The sequence below is a fragment of the Aeromicrobium erythreum genome, assembly GCF_001509405.1.
Lineage (GTDB): Bacteria > Actinomycetota > Actinomycetes > Propionibacteriales > Nocardioidaceae > Aeromicrobium > Aeromicrobium erythreum.
On the sequence record NZ_CP011502.1, the window covers coordinates 2,072,149 to 2,091,103 of the forward strand.

The 18,955-nt window shown below is 72.5% G+C and carries 14 protein-coding genes; 9 read left to right on the plus strand and 5 right to left on the minus strand.

Features of this window, described 5'->3' with window-relative positions:
• Positions 1–193: 193 nt before the first annotated feature.
• Positions 194–1,564 (minus strand): replication-associated recombination protein A, encoded by a 1,371-nt coding sequence (locus Aeryth_RS09765; RefSeq protein ID WP_236749707.1) that lies wholly within the window; start codon positions 1,562–1,564, stop codon positions 194–196.
• Between the two features lie 56 nt (positions 1,565–1,620).
• Here Aeryth_RS09765 and Aeryth_RS09770 point away from each other — a divergent pair, with 56 nt between their 5' ends.
• Positions 1,621–2,646, plus strand: a complete 1,026-nt coding sequence (locus Aeryth_RS09770; protein ID WP_158509202.1) for a DUF695 domain-containing protein — start codon at positions 1,621–1,623, stop codon at positions 2,644–2,646.
• Between the two features lie 8 nt (positions 2,647–2,654).
• Entirely contained in the window at positions 2,655–3,152 is a 498-nt protein-coding gene (locus Aeryth_RS09775; RefSeq protein ID WP_067857878.1) for a hypothetical protein, read from the plus strand.
• Between the two features lie 25 nt (positions 3,153–3,177).
• On the opposite strand, the gene aspS is transcribed toward Aeryth_RS09775, so the two are convergent.
• The 3 genes from aspS to Aeryth_RS09790 are packed head-to-tail and all read right to left on the minus strand — an operon-like array spanning position 3,178 to position 7,044.
• The gene (gene aspS / locus Aeryth_RS09780) at positions 3,178–4,965 is read right to left on the minus strand and encodes an aspartate--tRNA ligase (RefSeq protein WP_067857881.1); all 1,788 of its coding nucleotides are present in this window, start codon (positions 4,963–4,965) and stop codon (positions 3,178–3,180) included.
• Positions 4,962–6,332 (minus strand): histidine--tRNA ligase, encoded by a 1,371-nt coding sequence (gene hisS, locus Aeryth_RS09785; RefSeq protein ID WP_067857884.1) that lies wholly within the window; start codon positions 6,330–6,332, stop codon positions 4,962–4,964. The genes aspS and hisS overlap by 4 nt, the downstream gene beginning before the upstream one ends.
• A 1-nt stretch (position 6,333) precedes the next feature.
• Complete coding sequence (locus Aeryth_RS09790; RefSeq protein ID WP_067857887.1) at positions 6,334–7,044, minus strand: MBL fold metallo-hydrolase; 711 nt, start codon at positions 7,042–7,044, stop codon at positions 6,334–6,336.
• Between the two features lie 116 nt (positions 7,045–7,160).
• On the opposite strand from Aeryth_RS09790, the gene Aeryth_RS09795 reads away from it, so the two are divergent.
• Together Aeryth_RS09795 and Aeryth_RS09800 are read left to right on the plus strand one after the other, a co-directional pair.
• A complete protein-coding gene (locus Aeryth_RS09795; RefSeq protein WP_067857890.1) occupies positions 7,161–8,393 on the plus strand; it encodes a DUF349 domain-containing protein in 1,233 nt (410 codons plus the stop codon).
• Positions 8,394–8,468: 75 nt separating this feature from the next.
• Positions 8,469–10,073, plus strand: coding sequence for a hypothetical protein (locus Aeryth_RS09800; RefSeq protein WP_067857893.1), 1,605 nt, complete (start codon positions 8,469–8,471; stop codon positions 10,071–10,073).
• A 40-nt stretch (positions 10,074–10,113) separates the two neighbouring features.
• Here Aeryth_RS09800 and Aeryth_RS09805 read toward each other — a convergent pair whose 3' ends face one another.
• Positions 10,114–11,688: an alkaline phosphatase D family protein gene (locus Aeryth_RS09805; RefSeq protein WP_067857896.1), complete on the minus strand. Its 1,575-nt coding sequence runs from the start codon at positions 11,686–11,688 to the stop codon at positions 10,114–10,116.
• A gap of 855 nt (positions 11,689–12,543) precedes the next feature.
• Between Aeryth_RS09805 and Aeryth_RS09810 the strand changes: the two genes are divergently transcribed.
• The 5 genes from Aeryth_RS09810 to opgC are packed head-to-tail and all read left to right on the plus strand — an operon-like array spanning position 12,544 to position 18,932.
• Positions 12,544–13,791: a PP2C family protein-serine/threonine phosphatase gene (locus Aeryth_RS09810; protein ID WP_083516381.1), complete on the plus strand. Its 1,248-nt coding sequence runs from the start codon at positions 12,544–12,546 to the stop codon at positions 13,789–13,791.
• Entirely contained in the window at positions 13,788–15,743 is a 1,956-nt protein-coding gene (locus Aeryth_RS09815; RefSeq protein WP_067857902.1) for a glycosyltransferase, read from the plus strand. Before Aeryth_RS09810 ends, Aeryth_RS09815 begins: the two co-directional genes overlap by 4 nt.
• The gene (locus tag Aeryth_RS09820; RefSeq protein WP_067857905.1) at positions 15,740–16,069 is read left to right on the plus strand and encodes an STAS domain-containing protein; all 330 of its coding nucleotides are present in this window, start codon (positions 15,740–15,742) and stop codon (positions 16,067–16,069) included. Before Aeryth_RS09815 ends, Aeryth_RS09820 begins: the two co-directional genes overlap by 4 nt.
• Positions 16,069–16,494, plus strand: a complete 426-nt coding sequence (locus Aeryth_RS09825) for an ATP-binding protein (protein WP_067857908.1) — start codon at positions 16,069–16,071, stop codon at positions 16,492–16,494. Before Aeryth_RS09820 ends, Aeryth_RS09825 begins: the two co-directional genes overlap by 1 nt.
• Positions 16,464–18,932: an OpgC domain-containing protein gene (opgC, locus tag Aeryth_RS09830; protein WP_067857911.1), complete on the plus strand. Its 2,469-nt coding sequence runs from the start codon at positions 16,464–16,466 to the stop codon at positions 18,930–18,932. The genes Aeryth_RS09825 and opgC overlap by 31 nt, the downstream gene beginning before the upstream one ends.
• Positions 18,933–18,955 lie beyond the last annotated feature (23 nt).

An 18,955-nucleotide genomic window follows, 5' to 3' on the forward strand; every position in this document is an offset into this window, starting at 1 on the left:
GCGTCGGTGGCACTCAAACGCAGCATCGTGGCATCTCCCCACCCCGTCGCTGCGCCTGAGGGGCGAGGAGGGGCAGAGGTTCTCCCTTCTCGTGGACCGTGCCACGAGAAGGGAGCATCCTTGCCCGCCGGTCGAGGCCCTTGCGGAGACCCCTCCGGCGCGGGCTGCGGCAGTGCAGCAGCACGTCGTGGGATCAGCGGTCGCGCAGGATGGCGCGGATCCGCGCGACCCGGTCGGCGACGGCGGCCTCGTGACCGTGGCGGCCGGGCTCGTAGTAGTCGCGTCCGTCGACGTCGTCGGGCGCGTACTGCTGGGTGACCACGCCGCGCGGGTCGTTGTGGGCGTAGCGGTAGTCGTGCCCGTGGCCGAGCTTCTTGGCGCCGGAGTAGTGCGCGTCGCGCAGCGCCGGGGGCACGGCACCCACCCGGCCGGCGCGGACGTCGGCCTGGGCGGCGTCGATCGCCCGCACGACGGCGTTCGACTTGGGCGCGGTGGCGAGGTGGATGACCGCCTGGGCGAGCGGGATGCGCGCCTCGGGGAACCCGATCAGCGCGACGGCCTGCGCGGTGGCGGTGGCGACGGGCAGCGCCGTCGGGTCGGCCATGCCGATGTCCTCGCTGGCGTGGATCATCAGACGTCGTGCGATGAACCGGGGGTCCTCGCCCGCCTCGACCATGCGCGCGAGGTAGTGCAGGGCGGCATCGACGTCGGAGCCGCGGATGCTCTTGATGAAGGCGCTCGTGACGTCGTAGTGCTGGTCGCCCTGGCGGTCGTAGCGCACGGCGGCCTTGTCGACGGCGAGCGCGGCGTCGTCGACGGTGACCTCGGTGCGACCCTGGCTGAGCGTCGCCCCCGCGGCGGCCTCGAGGTAGGTGAGGACACGACGACCGTCGCCACCGGCCAGCCGCACGAGGTGGTCGCGGGCGTCGTCGGTGAGGCTGACCCGTCCCCCGAGGCCCCGGTCGTCCTGGACCGCCCGGTCGATCATGACGGCGACGTCGCCGTCGTCGAGCGACTGCAGGGTGAGCAGCAGCGACCGGCTGAGCAGCGGCGAGATGACGCTGAAGTGCGGGTTCTCGGTGGTGGCGGCGATGAGCGAGACCCAGCGGTTCTCCACGCCCGGCAGCAGTGCGTCCTGCTGGGCCTTGGAGAAGCGGTGCACCTCGTCGACGAACAGCACCGTCTCGACGCCGTTCTGCAGGGCGCGCCGGGCGCCGGCGATGACGTCGCGGACCTCCTTGACGCCCGCGGAGACCGCCGAGACCTCGACGAAGCGTCGGTGCGTGTGGTTGCTGATCAAGGAGGCGATCGTGGTCTTCCCCGTGCCCGGAGGTCCCCAGAGCAGGATCGTGAGCGGCTGGTCGCCGTCGATCACCTGCCGCAGCGGCGACCCCGGCACGAGCAGGTGCTCCTGGCCGACGAGCTCGTCGAGCGTGCGCGGGCGCATGCGCACCGCGAGCGGCGCCGAGGAGTGGGCGTTGCCGGCGAGCGAGCCCGAGGAGTCCGGACGCGCCACGGGGCGCACGTCGTCCCCGGGCAGGTCGAACAGTCCGTCGTCGCTCACCCCACGAGCCTAGTCACAGGCGCCGACACGTCCGGATGCTGTGCCAGGGTGAGGCCATGGGTCCGTTCTCACGCTCCGCCCCCGCCGACGAGCCCGCCCGGCCGGGCCCCACACCCGTCGGCGCGTTCTGGGACTGGTGGACCGAGGAGGGGCGGCACCTCGACCCGTCGCAGGCAGGACCGGCCCACGCCGCGCTCGACGGGCTGCTGGCGGCGATCGACCCCGACCTGACCTGGCACCTGGGTCCCGGCCGCACCGCGCAGCACCGGCTCACCGTGTCGGCCGGCGGCCTCGCCGACGCCCGTCCCGCCGCCGAGCGGTGGTTCCGTGCCGCTCCCCCGACGGACGCCACGTGGGAGTACGCGCCGGCGGTCGAGGCCGACCCCACCGCGTTCGACGCCGTGCTCGAGGTCGACGGTGCCGCCGTCGACCTCGCGAAGGTCGTGCTCGCCGTCGAGACCGACCTCGAGGCGCTACGCGTGCACGTCGGCGTGCACCATCCAGCGTTCGCCGAGCTGCCCGAGCGGGTGCACGGCCCGTTGACCTTCATGGTGCTCGACTGGGCGCTGGGCGAGGACGACGTCGCGCGCTGGGTGGGCGGGGTCGAGCCGCTGGTCGACGCCCCGTCACCGGCACGCACCGTGGCGGACCTGCAGGCTGCGGTGGCCGTGTGCGCCGAGGAGCGCGACACCGACGTGTGGTCGGCGCTCTCTGGACAGACCGCCGAGGGTCGTCCGGTGTTCGCGCTCGCCCGCACCGGCGCGCGATGGGTCGACGCACCGACCCTCGACCTGCACCACGCGCTCGTCGCCACGTTCCAGCCGGACGAACGCGGTCTGCCCTCCCCCGAGGAGCTCGGCAGGCTGCAGGCCCTCGACGACTCCCTCACCGCGACCATCGAGCCGCGCGGGCTGGTCGTCGCCCAGGTGACGACCGACGGCACCCGGACCCTGCACGTCTACACCGACGGCGAGGACCAGAACGCCGGCGCCGACGTCGCCCGATGGGCCTCGACCCACGGGCTGACCGTCACCGACGAGCGCGACCCGGGCTGGACCCGCGTCCGCCACCTGCTCGGCTGAGGGCCACCGTGCAGCTGCGTCCTGCTCGTGACGACTGTGGCTCCTGGCACGTCCGGCGACCGGGACCGTTCGCCGTCACGTACTGGCTGCTGAGCAACACCGTCACGAACCTGTTCGACGCGTTTCTGGGGGGCACCCTCCACGTCTGGAGCCTGTTCCCGGGCGCGCGCCACGACGGCTACGTCGGGATGCTCGACGTCACCGAGGGCGAGCGGGTCGTGGCCCCGGGGCTGCGAGGATTCAGGTGGGTCCTGGAGGTCACGGTCGACGGCCTGGTCCTCGCGACGGTCACGACCGGTTCTCGCACGCCAATCGTGCTGCCACACCCCGTCGCGGTCGTGGTGCGCCCGCGATACGGGGTCCGCCGTTCCCGGCTGGCGCACACGCCCTGGCGAGCCCGGCTGACGCTCCCCTCGGACAAGGTCGTGGAGCTGGTCGGCCCCTGGTTCGTGCTCTGCCACGCTGCCCGAACGCTCGCGTGGCCCTCGCCGACGACCGCGCGCTGAGCAGGGTCGACCGGCCGGCGCGAGTTCACGACGCGGGGGCAGCGTCCTCCTCGTCGTCCTCGGGCTCGGCGTCGACCCCGGCCTCGGCGCGCTGCTCGGGCGTGATCGGCGCGGGCGCCGCGGTCAGCGGGTCGTACCCGCCGCCGGACTTCGGGAACGCGATGACGTCGCGGATGGAGTCGGTGCCGGCCAGCAGACCGACCGTGCGGTCCCAGCCGAACGCGATGCCGCCGTGCGGCGGGGCTCCGTAGGCGAACGCGTCGAGCAGGAAGCCGAACTTGTCCTGCGCCTCCTCCTCGCCGATGCCCATGATCTCGAAGACGCGCTTCTGGACGTCGGGGCGGTGGATACGGATCGAGCCGCCACCGACCTCGTTGCCGTTGCAGACGATGTCGTAGGCCTGGGCGATCGAGCTGCCCGGGTCGTCGAGCGAGGCGGGGTCCTGCGGCGCGGTGAACGCGTGGTGCACGGCGGTCCACTCGCCGCCGCCCACCGCGACGTCGCCGGAGTCGAGCTCGCTCACGGCCTCGAACATCGGCCAGTCGACGACGAAGCAGAACGCCCACGCCGACTCGTCGATGAGGTTCTCGCGCCGGGCGATCTCGATGCGCGCGGCACCGAGGAGCTGGCGCATCGTCTTCGTGGGGCCGGCGGCGAAGTAGATCGCGTCGCCCGGCTTCGCGCCGGCAGCCTCCGCGAGTCCCTCGCGCTCGGCCTCGGACAGGTTCTTCGCGACCGGACCGCCCAGGGTGCCGTCCTCGCCCACGAGCACGTAGGCGAGGCCACGAGCGCCGCGCTGCTTGGCCCACTCCTGCCAGCCGTCGAGCGTGCGACGGGCCTGCGAGCCACCGCCCGGATGCACCACCGCGCCGACGTAAGGCGCCTGGAACACGCGGAAGGGGGTGTCCTTGAAGTAGTCGGTCAGCTCGACGAGCTCGAGGTCGAAGCGCAGGTCGGGCTTGTCCGAGCCGTAGCGACGCATCGCGTCGGCGTACGTGATCCGCGGGAACGGCCGGGGCAGCTCGACGTCGATGAGCCGCCACAGCTCGGCGTAGATCTCCTCGGCGAGCGCGATGACGTCGTCCTGGTCGACGAAGCTCATCTCGACGTCGAGCTGGGTGAACTCGGGCTGCCGGTCGGCGCGGAAGTCCTCGTCGCGGTAGCAGCGTGCGATCTGGTAGTACCGCTCCAGGCCGCCGACCATGAGCAGCTGCTTGAACAGCTGGGGGCTCTGCGGCAGCGCGTACCAGCTGCCGGGACGCAGGCGCGCAGGAACCAGGAAGTCGCGGGCGCCCTCGGGGGTCGAGCGGGTGAGCGTGGGCGTCTCGACCTCGACGAACTCGTGACGGCCGAGCACCTCGCGTGCGACGGCGTTGACCTTGCTGCGCAGGCGGAGGTTGTGGGCCGGGCCCGAGCGGCGCAGGTCGAGGTAGCGGTGGCGCAGCCGCACCTCCTCACCGACCGTGCCCGCGCTCGACGACGCGGCGTCGTCGATGGGGAAGGGCAGCGGCGCCGAGGCGCTGAGGATCTCGACGTCGCTCGCGATGACCTCGATCTCGCCGGTCGGGATGGCCGGGTTCTCGTTGCCCTCGGGACGCTTCTCGACCGTGCCGACGATCTTCAGGCAGTACTCGGCTCGCAGCTGGTGCGCGACCTCCTCGCGGACGACGACCTGCACGACGCCGCTGGCCTCGCGTAGGTCGATGAACGCGACCCCGCCGTGGTCGCGCCGGCGCGCCACCCATCCGGCGAGGGTGACCTGCTCGCCCACCTGGGCGGCGGTCAGGCTTCCGGCGGCGTGGGTGCGGATCACGGCGTGGTCTCCTTCGAGTGGTGGCCGAGCCCGACGACGGTGGGCGTCAGGTCGGCGGCGGGGGGCGTCCAGGTGTCGGGGTCGACGTCGACCTGGTCGCCGGTACGGATGTCCTTGACACTAGGCGGTTCGCCCGGGAAGAGGACGTACGGGATGCCGCGCCGCTCGGCGGTGCGGATCTGCTTGCCGAACTTCTGCGCCGCCGACGACACCTCGGTGGGGATGCCACGGCGCCGCAGCCGCTGCGCGAGGGCGTCGCTCGCCGCCCGCGACTCCTCGTCGGTCACGGCGACGAGCACGGCCGACGGCACGGGTCGGCTGCTGGTCAGACCGTTCGCGACGAGCGGCACGAGCAGCCGCGACAGGCCGAGCGAGATGCCTACGCCGGGGTACGTGCGCCGTCCGTCGGACGCGAGCTCGTCGTAGCGCCCGCCGGAGCAGACGGAGCCGAGCTGCTCCTGCCCCGTCATGCGCGTCTCGAAGACGGTCCCGGTGTAGTAGTCGAGCCCGCGCGCGATGCGCAGGTCGGCGGTCACCCGCACGCCCTCGACGTCGGCGCACGCGGCGACCACCGTCGCGAGCTCGTCGAGCCCCTCGTCGAGCAGCGGATGCTGCACGTCGAGCGCGCGGACCCGCTCGACGAACGAGGTGTCCTCGGTGCTGATCTCCGCCAGCGCGAGGCAGGCGCGGGCGGAGTCGTCGTCGAGGCCGGTCTCCGCGAGCAGCTCGAGGATGCGCTCGCCCGGCAGCTTGTCGAGCTTGTCGACGACCTGCATGACGGCGGTGGGCTCCGCGACGCCGAGGCCACGGTAGAAGCCCTCGAGCACCTTGCGGTTGCTGACCTGCAACGTGAACCACGACGGGTCGTCCGGTCCGGCGCCGAGGACCCTCGAGACGGCGGCGAGCGCCTCGGCCATCACCCGCGCGACCTCGACGTCGGCGTGGAAGGGCAGGGTGCCGTCGCCCACGATGTCGATGTCGGCCTGCGTGAACTCGCGGAAGCGGCCCTGCTGCGGACGCTCGCCGCGCCACACCTTCTGGACCTGGTAGCGACGGAACGGGAAGGCCAGCTTGCCGGCGTTCTCCACGACGTAGCGCGCGAACGGCACGGTGAGGTCGAAGTGCAGGGCGAGCGCGTCGGAGCGGGAGCCCACCTCGACGGAGGCGTCGTCGTGGATGCGACGCACGACGTACACCTCCTTGTCGATCTCGCCCTTGCGCAGCAGCGTCTCGACGGGCTCGACGGCCCGCGTCTCGACGTTGGCGAACCCGTGCAGCTCGAACACGTGGCGCAGGGCGTCGACGACCGCCAGCTCCACCGCACGGTCGGCGGGCAGCAGCTCGGGGAATCCACTCAGCTTCGCCATGTCAGCCCTCCTGCAGCTCGGCGAGGAACGGGTTGGTGGCGCGCTCGCGCCCGATCGACGTCTGCGGGCCGTGACCGGGGAGGACGACGACGTCGTCGCGCAGCGGCAGGACCTTCTCGCGCAGGCTCTGCAGCATCTGGTCGTGGTCGCCGCCGGTCAGGTCGGTGCGACCGATCGAGCCGGCGAACAGGAAGTCGCCGGAGAACATCACCTGCGACACCGTCCCCTCGGAGACGCCGCTGCCGTCCCAGTCGACCCGGTAGTAGACGGTGCCGGGCGTGTGGCCGGGGACGTGGTCGACGCTGAGGCTCAGGCCGTCGACCTCGATCACGGCACCGTCGACGGCGTCGCGCACGTCGGCGGGCTCGACGAACTCCGGCGGGTCGTGCAGGCCGAACTGCGCGCGCAGCATCGCGGCGGACGGTCCGGAGATCGCCGCCATCGGGTCGCTCAGCAGGTGCCGGTCGGCGGGGTGGATCCACACCGGCGCGTCGAACTCGCGTGCGACGTCCTGTGCGTTCCAGAGGTGGTCGAAGTGACCGTGGGTGACGAGGACGGCCTCGACGCGCAGGTCGTGCTCGGTGACGACCTGGCGGACCCCGTCGAGGGCGTCCATGCCCGGGTCGACGACGACGCACCCGGCACCCGCCTCGCGGGCGAGCACGTAGCAGTTGGCCTGCAGGGGGCCGGCGGGGAAGGACGTGAGCAGCACGCCCCACAGGGTACGCGGGGCGTGGCGGCCCCCGGACCACGGCGGGCGCCCCGCCGAGGCGTCCCGACGGGCGGCGGGGTGGCGGAGTCGGGGTGGCGTCCTCCTAGACTGTCGCCATGACCACCGCCGAGCACCCGTGGGGCCGCGTCGACGCCGAGGGGACGGTCTTCGTCAAGACCGGTGACTCCGAACGAGAGATCGGCGAGTGGAAGGTCGGGGACCCCGCCGAGGGGCTCGCCTTCTACGTCCGACGCTTCGAGGGCCTCGAGACCGAGGTCGACCTCCTCGAGAAGCGTCTCGCCTCGGGTGCGCTGTCGCCCGACGAGGCCGCCAAGGCCGTCGCGAAGGTGCGCGGGGAGGTGACCGACGCCGCCGCGATCGGCGACCTCGCCTCCCTCGAGGCGCGGCTGGACGCGCTGGCCCCCGCCATCGAGAAGCAGCGCGAGGAGCGTCGGGCGGAGCGTGAGGCCAAGGTCGCCGAGGCGACCGTCGCGAAGACGCGCATCGTCGAGGAGGCCGAGAAGATCGCGGCCGGCCAGGACTGGCGTGCAGGCGCCGACCGGCTGCGCGAGCTGCTCGAGGAGTGGAAGGCGCTCCCCCGGCTCAGCAAGTCGGCCGACGACCAGCTCTGGCACCGCTTCAGCGCCGCGCGCACCGCGTACACGCGCAAGCGCAAGGCCCACTTCGCCGAGCAGAACACCCAGCGCGAGGCCGCGCAGAAGGTCAAGGAGAAGCTGATCGCCGAGGCCGAGGCGCTCTCCTCCTCCACCGAGTGGGGCCCGACGTCGGGCGCCTACCGCGACCTCATGACCCGCTGGAAGGCCGCCGGCTCCGCGCCGCGCAACGTCGAGGACAAGCTCTGGAAGCGCTTCCGCGCCGCGCAGGACGTCTTCTTCCAGGCCCGTGACGCCGCGAACGCCGCGCTCGACGAGGAGTTCGCGGCCAACGCGGTCGTGAAGGAGCAGCTCCTGGTCGAGGCCGAGGCGCTGCTGCCCGTCACCGACCTCGACAAAGCACGTCGCGCGCTCAACGACATCGCCGACCGCTGGGAGGCCGCGGGCAAGGTGCCGCGCGGCCGGGTCAAGGAGCTCGAGGGACGTCTGCGCACGGTCGAGCAGGCCGTCCGGGCCGCCGGTGAGCAGGAGTGGAAGCGTTCGGACCCCGAGAAGTCCGCCCGCGCCGACGACATGATCGGCAAGCTGCAGCGCGCGATCGACGAGACCCGTGAGGCCCTCGCCAAGGCCGAGGCGGCCGGCGACGCACGCAAGGTCAAGGACCTCAGCGCGAAGCTGGAGTCGAACGAGTCGTTCCTGGCGATGGCGCAGAAGGCCGCCGCCGACTTCGGCTGAGTCCCGACACCGACCGTTCGGCTGGTGTTCACCGCATCAGCCTCCCCAGCGTCGTCGCGCTCCTAGGCTGGCGCGGTGCCGCACCCCTCTCGAGGCCGTCGTGCCCCGGTCACGGTCCTGTCCGCCGTCCTCGTGACGGGCGTCCTGGCCGTCACGGCCTCGAGCGCCCAGGCGGCGCCCCCGACGCCCGCGCCGGTGCTGGCCGTCGTGGTCGCCGACGCCGACGACCCGACCACCTACCCGAACGGCACGTCAGCGGCGCTGGACGACGTGGACCGCGTCCTCGCGCGGTGGCGTGCGGAGACCGGCTGGGTCTTCGGGCGCGGTCGTACGGTGACGACCTCGCAGGCCCCCACCTCCTGCGCCGAGGAGGACGTCCGACGGTGGGCAGCCGCGCAGCTCGACGGCACCGACCTCGCGGACACCGACGTGAGCGTCCTGGCGCTGACGCCCTGTGACGACCCGTCATGGACGATCGAGCGCCGCGGAGACGACCCGGCCACCATCGGCCTATCTCTCGGACGCGACGCGGTGCGACCGACGCTGCACCCCCTGGTCGGCAGGGTGGCTCGCGTCCCGACCGTGCACGCCCGCATCCTCGACGACGACGGTCGGGTCGTGCAGGTCGCGGCGAACCCCTATGGCGGCACCGGCACCGGCGCCGCGTCGCTCGGGAGCGAGCCCGGCGCGCTCGACTCCGTCGTCCGCTCGGCGCTGGGCGTGCTCCAGGCCGGCGAGGTGGCCGTCTTCGACGGTGACGACGACCTCGACGAGACCCGTACCTTCGAGCTCGCCTCGCGTGGCGCCGCCAGCGGCCTGCGCGGGCTCGCGGTCCGCGACGCGAGCACCGGCCACCGGCTGTGGTTCGACTACCGCGACCGGACCGGTCTGGACGCCGACGCACCCTACGGCGGCGAGCGACGCAGCCACCGCGTCCGCTGGACGACCGGCGTCACCGTCACGTCCACCGAGCAGGGACTGCTCAACCTCGTGCCGCGCGCCGCACCCGCCGACGACGGGTCGCCGTCGTGGGACGGGGCCTTCGGGCCCGGGACGACGCTGCGCAGCGGCCGGCTCACCGTCGTCTTCGGCGAGCAGGCGGAGCGCGCGACCGTGACCGTCACCCGCGAGGGTCGCTACGACGCCGCGTTCGAGGGCGGCGTGCCGCGGGTCGTCGGATCCGTGCGGGTCGGCGGGACCGCGCGGGTCGCCTACGACGCGATCTCGCCGGAGCCGACCACGCATGGCGTGCAGTGGTACCTCGACGGGGAGCCGGTGCGGGGCGCGACGGGGCAGACCTTCCGCCTCGGTCGGGACGACCTGCACGCGCGCCTGTCAGTCCGACTGCGGGCCGACCGAGACCGCTACGTCCCGATCGACCGGACCGCGGCGGGCGTCCGCGTCGGCGCCGGCGTGTTCTCGGCGCCTCGCCCCGTCGTGCGGGGTTCCCTGCGCGTCGGCACGCGCGCGTCGGTGTCGCTCGGCACCTGGACGCCGCGCAGCACCTACACGGCCGTCCAGTGGTACGCGGACGGGAAGGCCCTGCGTCGCGCGGACGACCGCACCCTGCTCGTCACGAGGGCCCTGCGCGGCAAGCAGCTCTCCGTGCGGGTACGGGGCACGCGGGTCGCCTACCAGGACCTGACCCTCACCTCGCTCGCTCGTCGCGTCCCGCGCTGAGGCCCGGAGCGGGCCCAAGCCGCGCGGCGCGCCGACCGGGTCAGCGGCGCTGCGGTGCGAGCGTGCGGGTGTAGAGCGCCCGTCCCTCGACGTCGCGCAGCGTGACGGTCAGCGCCTGCGTGACGGCGTCGATCTCGACCTCGCCGAAGAACTGGAACCCGTCCGCTGGTCCGGTGTTGGGCGTCGGCGGGGCGGCGACGAACTCCGCGCGCGGACCGAACGTCGCGTCGAGCCGGTTCGGTCCGAAGGCACCGGCGTTCAACGGGCCGGACACGAACTCCCAGAACGGGTCGAAACGCTGGTAGGCGGCCCGGTCGGGCGAGTAGTGGTGCGCCGCCGTGTAGTGCACGTCGGCCGTGAGCCACACGTGGTTGCGGATGCCGGCGTCCTGCAGCGCCGTGAGGACCTGCGCGATGTCGATCTCGCGACCGCGCGGCGCCCCGGCGTCGCCCTGGGCCAGACCCTCCTGCGCGCTGCTGCCGTCGGGCACGACCAGCCCGATCGGCAGGTCCGCCGCGATGACCTTCCACGTGGCGCGGGAGGCGCGCAGCTCACGCAGCAGCCAGCGGGTCTGCTCGGCGCCGAGCACCCCTCCGTCGCCCGAGGTCTCGTCATTGGCCGTGTTCGGGTCCTTGTGGGTGCGCATGTCGAGGACGAAGACGTCGAGCAGCGGTCCTTGGTGCAGGACGCGGTAGACCCGGCCGACCCGGTCGGGCGAGATCTCGGCGACGGGCACGTAGTCGTGGAACGCGCGCCGCGCCCGCGCCGCCAGCACGTCGACGCGACGCTCGGTGTACCGCGCGTCGTCGAGGACCTCGCCGGGGTACCAGTTGTTGGTGACCTCGTGGTCGTCCCACTGCGTCACCTGCGCGGTGCTCGCCAGGAATGCGCGCCAGTTCTCCGCCTCCAGGTTGTAGCGGTACTGGCCTCGGTACTCGGCGAGGGTCTCGGCGACCTTCGACTTCTCCTCCGTGACGAGGTTCGTCCACGTCCGGCCGTCCGACAACGGCACGGACGCCTGCACGGGACCGTCGGCGTACACGGTGTCGCCGCTGCAGAGGAAGAAGTCGGCGTCGCGGCGGGCCATCGCGTCGGCGATGCGGAAGCCGCCCACGTCGGGGTTGACGCCCCAGCCCTGTCCGGCGACGTCGCCGGACCACAGGAAGCGGACGTCGCGCCGCCGTCCGCCGAGCGTCCGGAGCCGGCCGGAGACGGGACGTCCCGAGCGGCGCGGGTCGTGCAGGTCGACGGCCCGCAGCCGGTAGTGCACGTCGGTCCCGGGCGGGAGCCCTCGCACCGTCCACTGCCCGGTGAGGTCGGTGTCGGGCGTGACGCGCGGACCAGGGACGGTCACGGCGCGCCGGAAGGAGGGGTCGCGCGAGATCTCCGCGACGAGTCGCGCCGGCCGGTCGGCCCGCCCCCACAGCGTGGCCTGCCCCGCGTGCACGTCACCGGCCTGCACCCCGTGCGTCAGCTCGGGCCTGCCCCGCCGCACGAGAGCCGGCACACCCCGCGCTGACGCCGGCCCACCCCCCAGCAGCACCCCACCGGAAGTGGCAGCGGCGAGCGCAGCAGCGCGGACGACGGTACGGCGATCGATCTCCCCCGAGCTCATGCCACGACCCTCCCTCACCCGTCTGACCACCGGGTGTCGCGCCGGTGACCTGCACGTGGCGCAGGAGGGGGTCTTGGCGTGGCTTGGTGGTGCGCGGCCGCAGGAGGTCTCCTCCTGCTGGTGCGCTGCCGCAGCGGGGTCTGGGCTTGCCGGTGCGCTGCCGCAGGGGGTCTCGTCGTGATGCTGCGCTGCCTCGGCTGGTGCTGGGGGTGGTCTCCGAAAGGGCCTCGACCGGGCGGGTGGCAGCGGCGCTGGTCTGGGGTCTCGGGCTGCGGGTTGCGCTCGGGGTGGACGCCGGATTCTGCGTCCGTGTGCGAAAGGCCGAGGATGCTGCGTTTGCTACGGGATCCCGTCACCGACGCAGAAGCGTTCGACCTTGAGCGCGTGGATGAAGAATTGTGGGTGCACTGTGGGGTCGGGTGGCCAGCGCTTCTCCCTTCTCGTGGCACGGTCCACGAGAAGGGAGAAGCACTTCCGCCTCTGACCCGCTCAGCGGTGGATCCACCACCTGTACAGCGCTCAGAAGGTGGCAGATCCACCGCCGACTGCGATTCGGTGGCAGACCCACCGCCCAGGGGGCAAGAACGCAGAATCGTGCGCCCGCCCCAGCACCGAGCCGCAGCCCGAGACCCCAGACCAGCGCCGCTGCCAGCCGCCCGGTCGAGGCCCTTGCGGAGCGCAGGACGAGTCGAAGCCGCACCGACGCAGGCCCGTCCGAGCGAGGAGCTGCACCGACGCAGCCGCAGGACGATCACAACGAACAGGACGGACGAGAAGCCGGCCCCCACCTTCCACCCCACCGCCATGCGGCTGATTCGGTGGCAGGGTCGGCCAACCTCCGGTTAGATAAATCGTATGGACGATGCTCTCGGGGAGGGCGGGACGCGGACGTTGACCGCGGACCGCGCGACGCCCACCACGACAACCGATCCCGACCGCGCGGTCGAGGCGACCGGGCTCCTCGACACTCCCCGCGAGGAGCGGTTCGACCGGTTCACGCAGCTGGCTCGCACCATCTGGGGCGTGCCGATGTCGAGCATCAACCTCTTCGACCACGAGCGGTCCTTCCTGAAGTCGACCGCCGGCATCGACGGGGTCACCGAGGTCAGGACGAGCGACACGTTCTGCGAGACCACCCGCGAGCACGACGCGCCCCTCGTCGTCACCGACGCCGTGGAGGACCCGACGTTCGCCTCACTGCCCACCGTCACCGCCTTCGGGGTCCGCTTCTACGCCGGTCACCCGATCCGCGACCAGCACGGCACGACGATCGGGACGCTCTGCCTGTACGACACGAGCCCCCGCGAGTTCGGCGACCACGACCTCACGATGCTCGAGCAGCTCGCGACCTGCGTGCAGGACGAGGTGCACCTCAGCTCCGACCGCGAGCACGCCACGTCGGTGCAGCAGGCCCTGCTCCCCCGCGGCGTCCCTCCCGTGCCGGGCTACACGTTCGCCGCCACCTGCGTCGCCACCGGGCTCGTCGCGGGCGACGCCTTCGACCACCGCGAGCTCGAGGGCGGGCACTACGTGCTCGTCGCCGACGTCATGGGCAAGGGCACCGCCGCCGCCATCCTCATGTCGGCGGTTCGGACCGTCATCCGGGCGGAGATGCGCCGCTTCGCCGAGACCGACCCGGCCACGCGCGGCCACCTGGGCGGTGTGCTCGAGCGCGCTCGCGACGTCGTCCAGGACGACCTGGAGGCCGCCGAGGCGTTCGTCACCGTCTTCCTCGGCTGGGCCGACCCGCACACCGGCGTCCTGTCGTTCGTCGACGCCGGCCACGGGCTCTCCGTGGTCGTCCACCACGACGGGAGCACCACGACCCTCGGGTCCGACGACCTGCCGCTCGGTGTCGACGCGACGTCCGACTGGCACGAGCAGCGCGTCGAGCTCGCCGCGGGCGACACGTTCGTGTGCTTCAGCGACGGTCTGCTCGACGTCGTCCCCGACATCGAGGTGCCCTCGGCCGCCGTGAGCCGCCTGGTGGCCGCCACGGGTTCGCCCCACCGGCTCGTGCGCGAGGTCGAGCGGCTCGCCCTCGCCGTGCCCGTGCGCGACGACGTGACGGTGCTGGCGGTGCGCAAGGACGCGGCGGAGTGAGCTCACCGCTCTGGCAGGTCCGGCTCCTGGTCGTCCTCACGGCCGTCCTCGGGGTCAACTACGTCCTCTGGCGCTGGTTCTTCTCCGTCAACTGGCCGGCCTGGTGGATCGCCGTGCCGTTGGTGATCGCCGAGACGTACAGCGTCATCGACTCGCTGCTGTTCGGCATGACCATGTGGCGCTCGAAGCGACGTCCCGCCCCGCCGGACGCACCGCCCGACGCCACCGTCGACGTCTTCATCACCACCTACAACGAGCCGCTCGACCTCGTGCAGCGCACCGCCCTGGCGGCCGCCGAGATCCGTCACCCGCACCAGACGTGGATCCTGGACGACGGCAACCGCCCGGAGCTCGCCGCCTGGGCGGAGCAGCACGGCATCGGCTGCCTGCACCGCACGGCCGACTGGGTCGACCGTCCCCGGCACGCCAAGGCCGGCAACATCAACAACGCGCTCATGGCCACGGAGGGTGAGTTCATCCTCATCCTCGACGCCGACCAGGTACCGACCCCCGACATCCTCGACCGTGTCCTCGGCTACTTCGACGACCCGCGCATGGCGCTCGTCCAGACGCCGCAGTACTTCGTCAACGTCGACGACGCCGACGTGCTCGGCAGCCAGGCGCCGCTCTTCTACGGGCCCATCCAGCAGGGCAAGGACGGCTGGAACGCCGCGTTCTTCTGCGGCTCGAACGCGGTCATCCGCCGCGAGGCGCTCATGCAGCTCGGCGTCTCGCGCTACGCCGACGAGCTCGAGCGCAGCGTCCGCACCGCCCTGCGCACGGCCCGAAAGATCGTCGGCCGCGCGCGGTCGGGCATCGAGGAGTCCGACGCCTCCCTGCGCACCCTGCTCGACAGCATCGACTACGACGCCCGACGCGCGCTGGGCGCGCTCGACCGCGGCGAGGCCGTCGCCGACGTGACGTTCCGGTTCGGCCTGCGTCTGCGCGACGCCGAGCGCGAGGTGGCCCGCTCCGACGCGCGGCTGCTCGCCGACGACGTCGCCGCCATCGCCGCCCTCGAGGACGGGCTGTCGACGGACGGCCTGGACGCGGTCGACGTCGAGGTGCTCGCCGCGACGCTGGAGCGTGACTGGTCGGCGGCCGGGGCGCTCAGCAGCGTGCGACGACTCGTCGACGCGGTCGACGTGTCGCGACTCGACGAGGCGCAGCCCGTCATGCCGCTGGCGACCATCTCGGTCACCGAGGACATGGCCACCGCGATGCGCCTGCACGGCATGGGGTGGCGCACGGCCTACCACCACGAGGTCCTCGCCCACGGTCTCGCGCCCGAGGACATGGCCTCGATGCTCACGCAGCGACTGCGCTGGGCCCAGGGCACGGTCCAGGTGATGTTCCGCGAGAACCCGCTCGTGCAGCGGGGGCTGTCGTGGCCGCAGCGCCTCATGTACTTCGCGACGATGTGGAGCTACCTGTCCGGCTTCGCCGCCATCGTCTACATCGGCGCACCGGTGGTCTACCTGATCCTCGGCGTGCTGCCCGTGCAGGCCCTGAGCAGCGACTTCTTCATCCGCCTCGTGCCGTTCCTGGTCGTGAACCAGCTCTTGTTCTTCGTGGTGGGGCGCGGGGTGAAGACCTGGCGCGGCCAGCAGTACTCGCTCGCGCTGTTCCCGGTCTGGATCAAGGCGTTCACGTCGGCCTTCGGCAACGTGTTCCGCGGCCGCGCGCTCGACTTCGCCGTGACGCCGAAGGTCGTCACGCCCACCGAGGGACGTCCCCGCTGGGACCTCATCAGGCCGCAGCTGATCGCCATGGGCCTGCTCGTCGCGGCTCTCGTCATCGGCGGCATCCGCCTCGCCGTGGGTCAGGCCCAGCCGCTGGGTACGGCACTGAACGTGGTGTGGGTCGTGTTCGACCTCGTCATCCTGAGCATCATCATCCGGGCCGCGCGGTACCGCGGCAGCGCATCGGTCGAGGAGAGGACCCCCGCATGACCGACATCCACGTCGCCCACACCGAGCGCGGGATCGGGGTCGTCACCCCGGTCGGCCGGCTCACGATGGTCGTCACCCGCCAGCTGACCGAGGCCATCACCGGCCTCGTCGACGGGGGGACGTCCAAGGTCGTCGTCGACCTGGGCGAGACGACGTTCCTCGACTCCTCCGGCCTGGGTGCGCTCATCGCCGGTCTCAAGCGGTGCCGCCAGGCCGGCGGCGACCTGCGGCTCGCCCGACCGACCGAGCAGGTGACGACCGTCCTGTCGCTCACCAACCTCGACCGCGTGCTCCGACCGCGTGCCTCGGTCGCGGAGGCGTTCTGATGGCCGACATGCACAGCGTCGACCTGGTGCTGGAGGCCGTCCCCGAGCAGGTCGACACGCTGCAGGACGAGATCGCCCAGCTCTGGGAGAGCGTCCCGTCGGTGTCGACGACCGACCGGGTGCGGTTCGAGATGGCGCTCGTCGAGATCTTCGCCAACATCGTGGAGCACAGCGTCCGCCACCACCCCGGCCCTCCCCTGCGCCAGGTGACCATCCGGCTCGACGTGTCCCCCGGGCTGGTCGAGGCGCGGTTCGCCGACGACGGCCGTCCGGTGGGGCTCGACCTGAGCGACGTGACGATGCCCCCGCCGGACGCCGAGGACGGTCGCGGGCTCGCCCTGACGATCGCCGCCGTCGACGCCCTGGCCTACGAGCGCGAGGGCGACATCAACCGGTGGACGGTGACCTGCCGGAGGAGCGGGTGATCCTGCGGCGTCTGCTCCTCACGGCGCTCGTCGGGCTCCTCCCCCTCCTGGGCGGAGCACCCGCCCAGGCCGCCGACGTGGTGCCGACGCCGACGGACGGTCCCTACGTGGGGCCCATGCTCGACTGGACCCGTGACTCTGCCGACGACTACGCCGACCGGCTCGGCGTCTCGCCGTCGGTCTACGCCCAGAAGGTGCGTTATCCGCTCGACCGTGACGACCGCCTGTTCCTGCGCCAGTTCGTGCAGCAGACCGCCGCGCACGGGGCGATCGCGCAGCTCACCCTCGAGCCGCGGGTCCCGCTGGACCAGCTGACCGCGGCTGACGCTCGCGCGGTCGGCGAGCAGCTGCAGACCCTCCACGAGCAGCTCGACACCGACTTCGTCGTCCGGTTCGCGCCGGAGATGAACGGCACGTGGACCGCGTGGGGGCAGCAGCCCGAGGCGTACAAGGCAGCGTTCCGCGAGGCTGCCCGAGGGATCGCGTCGCGGACCGACGCCGTCGAGATGGCCTGGGTCCCGGTGTACGGCGCCGGCTACCCCTTCGGTCGGGCCTATGGCTCCATCCCCGGCTCCGCGCCGCGGCCCGTGGGGCAGCTCGACACCGACGACGACGGTCGGGTCACCGAGGCCGACGACCCGTACGGTCCGTACTGGCCCGGCGCCGACGTCGTCGACCGGGTCGGGCTGGTCATGTTCCGGTTCGGCCGGGCCCAGCCGTTCGGCACCGACTCCGTCCCCGCCCCCGACGAGCTCGTCGCCCGTCTGCAGGAGCGCTACGGCTACGACGACGACACCCGACGTCGTCCGTTCTACGACCGCTTCGCCCGCGACGGACGCTCGATGTCGCTGGAGACCGCAGCGGCCTGGTACGACCGCGGCGACGTCGACGAGCTCGCCGTGAAGTCGGCCTGGTGGGACCAGGTCTTCTCCCCCGCCGTCCGGTCCGCCTACCCCCGCCTCGACCTCGTCACCTGGCTCGAGCAACGTCGGCGCGAGGACGAGGCCGACGGTCGCGAGACCGACTGGCGGGTGACGTCGCGACCCGAGCTCGCCCGACCGTTCGAGGCGGTACTGCGCACCGGGGCGACGACCGGCGCCGTCACCCGGGTGGTCGACCAGGACGTCGCGAACGAGTCGACGGCCGAGTACCGGCAGGCCGACCCGGCCGACGGCGACCCCATGGCCTGGATCGTCGGCTGCGTCGTGCTCGCCGCCCTGCTCTTCGTCGGCTCGGGCCTGGTGCGTCGTGTCGCACCGTCGTGGCGCTACCCCGACGACGGCGGGCTGCGCGACGGCCGGGTCGACTTCCTGCGCGGCTGGGTGATGGTGACGGTGGTCGTCGTCCACACCGAGCTGGCCGGCCCGTACTCGTTCCTCAGCCGCAACGCGATCGGGGCCATCACCGGGGCCGAGATGTTCGTGCTGCTGTCCGGACTCGTGCTCGGGATGGTCTACCCGCGGGCCGTCGAGCGCGTCGGCGAGCGGGCCGCGTCGGCGGCAGCCTGGGCCCGTGTGCGCAAGCAGTACCTGACGGCCCTGGGCGTCGTCGTGCTCGTCTACCTCATCGGACTGGTGCCGGGCATCAGCGCCACGGTCGTCACCACGTTCACCGACCGCGGCACGGGCACGGGCGGCGGGGCCGCGGCGGGCCAGGTGTACGACCTCTACGCGAACTTCCCGCAGCTGCTCGCCTACCCGCCTCCCTGGTACGCCGTGCGAGGGCTGCTGCTCCTGGAGATGGGCCCCTGGGTCTTCAACATCATGGGGCTGTTCGTCGTGCTCTCGGCCCTGGTGCCGGCCCTCATGTGGCTGCTGCGTCGACGACTGTGGTGGCTCGTCCTGGTCATCTCCTGGACCCTCTACGGGATCGAGGCCGTCACCAAGGCGTCCGTCCTGCCCTCGCAGTTCGACGCCGTGTTCCCGCTGCTCAGCTGGCAGCTGCCCTTCCTGCACGGACTCGTGATCGGCTACTACCGCCGCCCGATCACCCGGGCGCTGACGAGCCGGCGCGGCGTCGCGGTCGTCACGACTCTCGTCGTGGGGTACGCGGTGGTGCTCACGACGTTGTGGGCGACGCAGGGCGCGCCGTTCCTCGGGATCGTGCGCTACGACTGGCTGTACGAGAACCTCTACCAGCGCATCTACCTGCAGCCGGGGCGGCTCATCGACCTGCTGCTCGTGCTGGTCGTCGCCTACGCGCTGCTCACGGCCGCGTGGAAGCCGCTGAACCGCGTGTTCGGCTGGTTCTACATGCCGATCGGCGCGGCCAGCCTCTACGTGTTCATCGTGCACGTCTTCTTCGTCGTGGCCGTCGCCAACATCCCCGGCCTCGACCGCACCAGCCCGTGGCAGGGCGCCGTCGTGCACACCGTCGAGCTCGGGCTGATCTGGCTGATGGTGCGCCGGCGCTTCCTGTTCAAGGTGATCCCGACCTGACGAGACGACGGGTGTCCTGACGG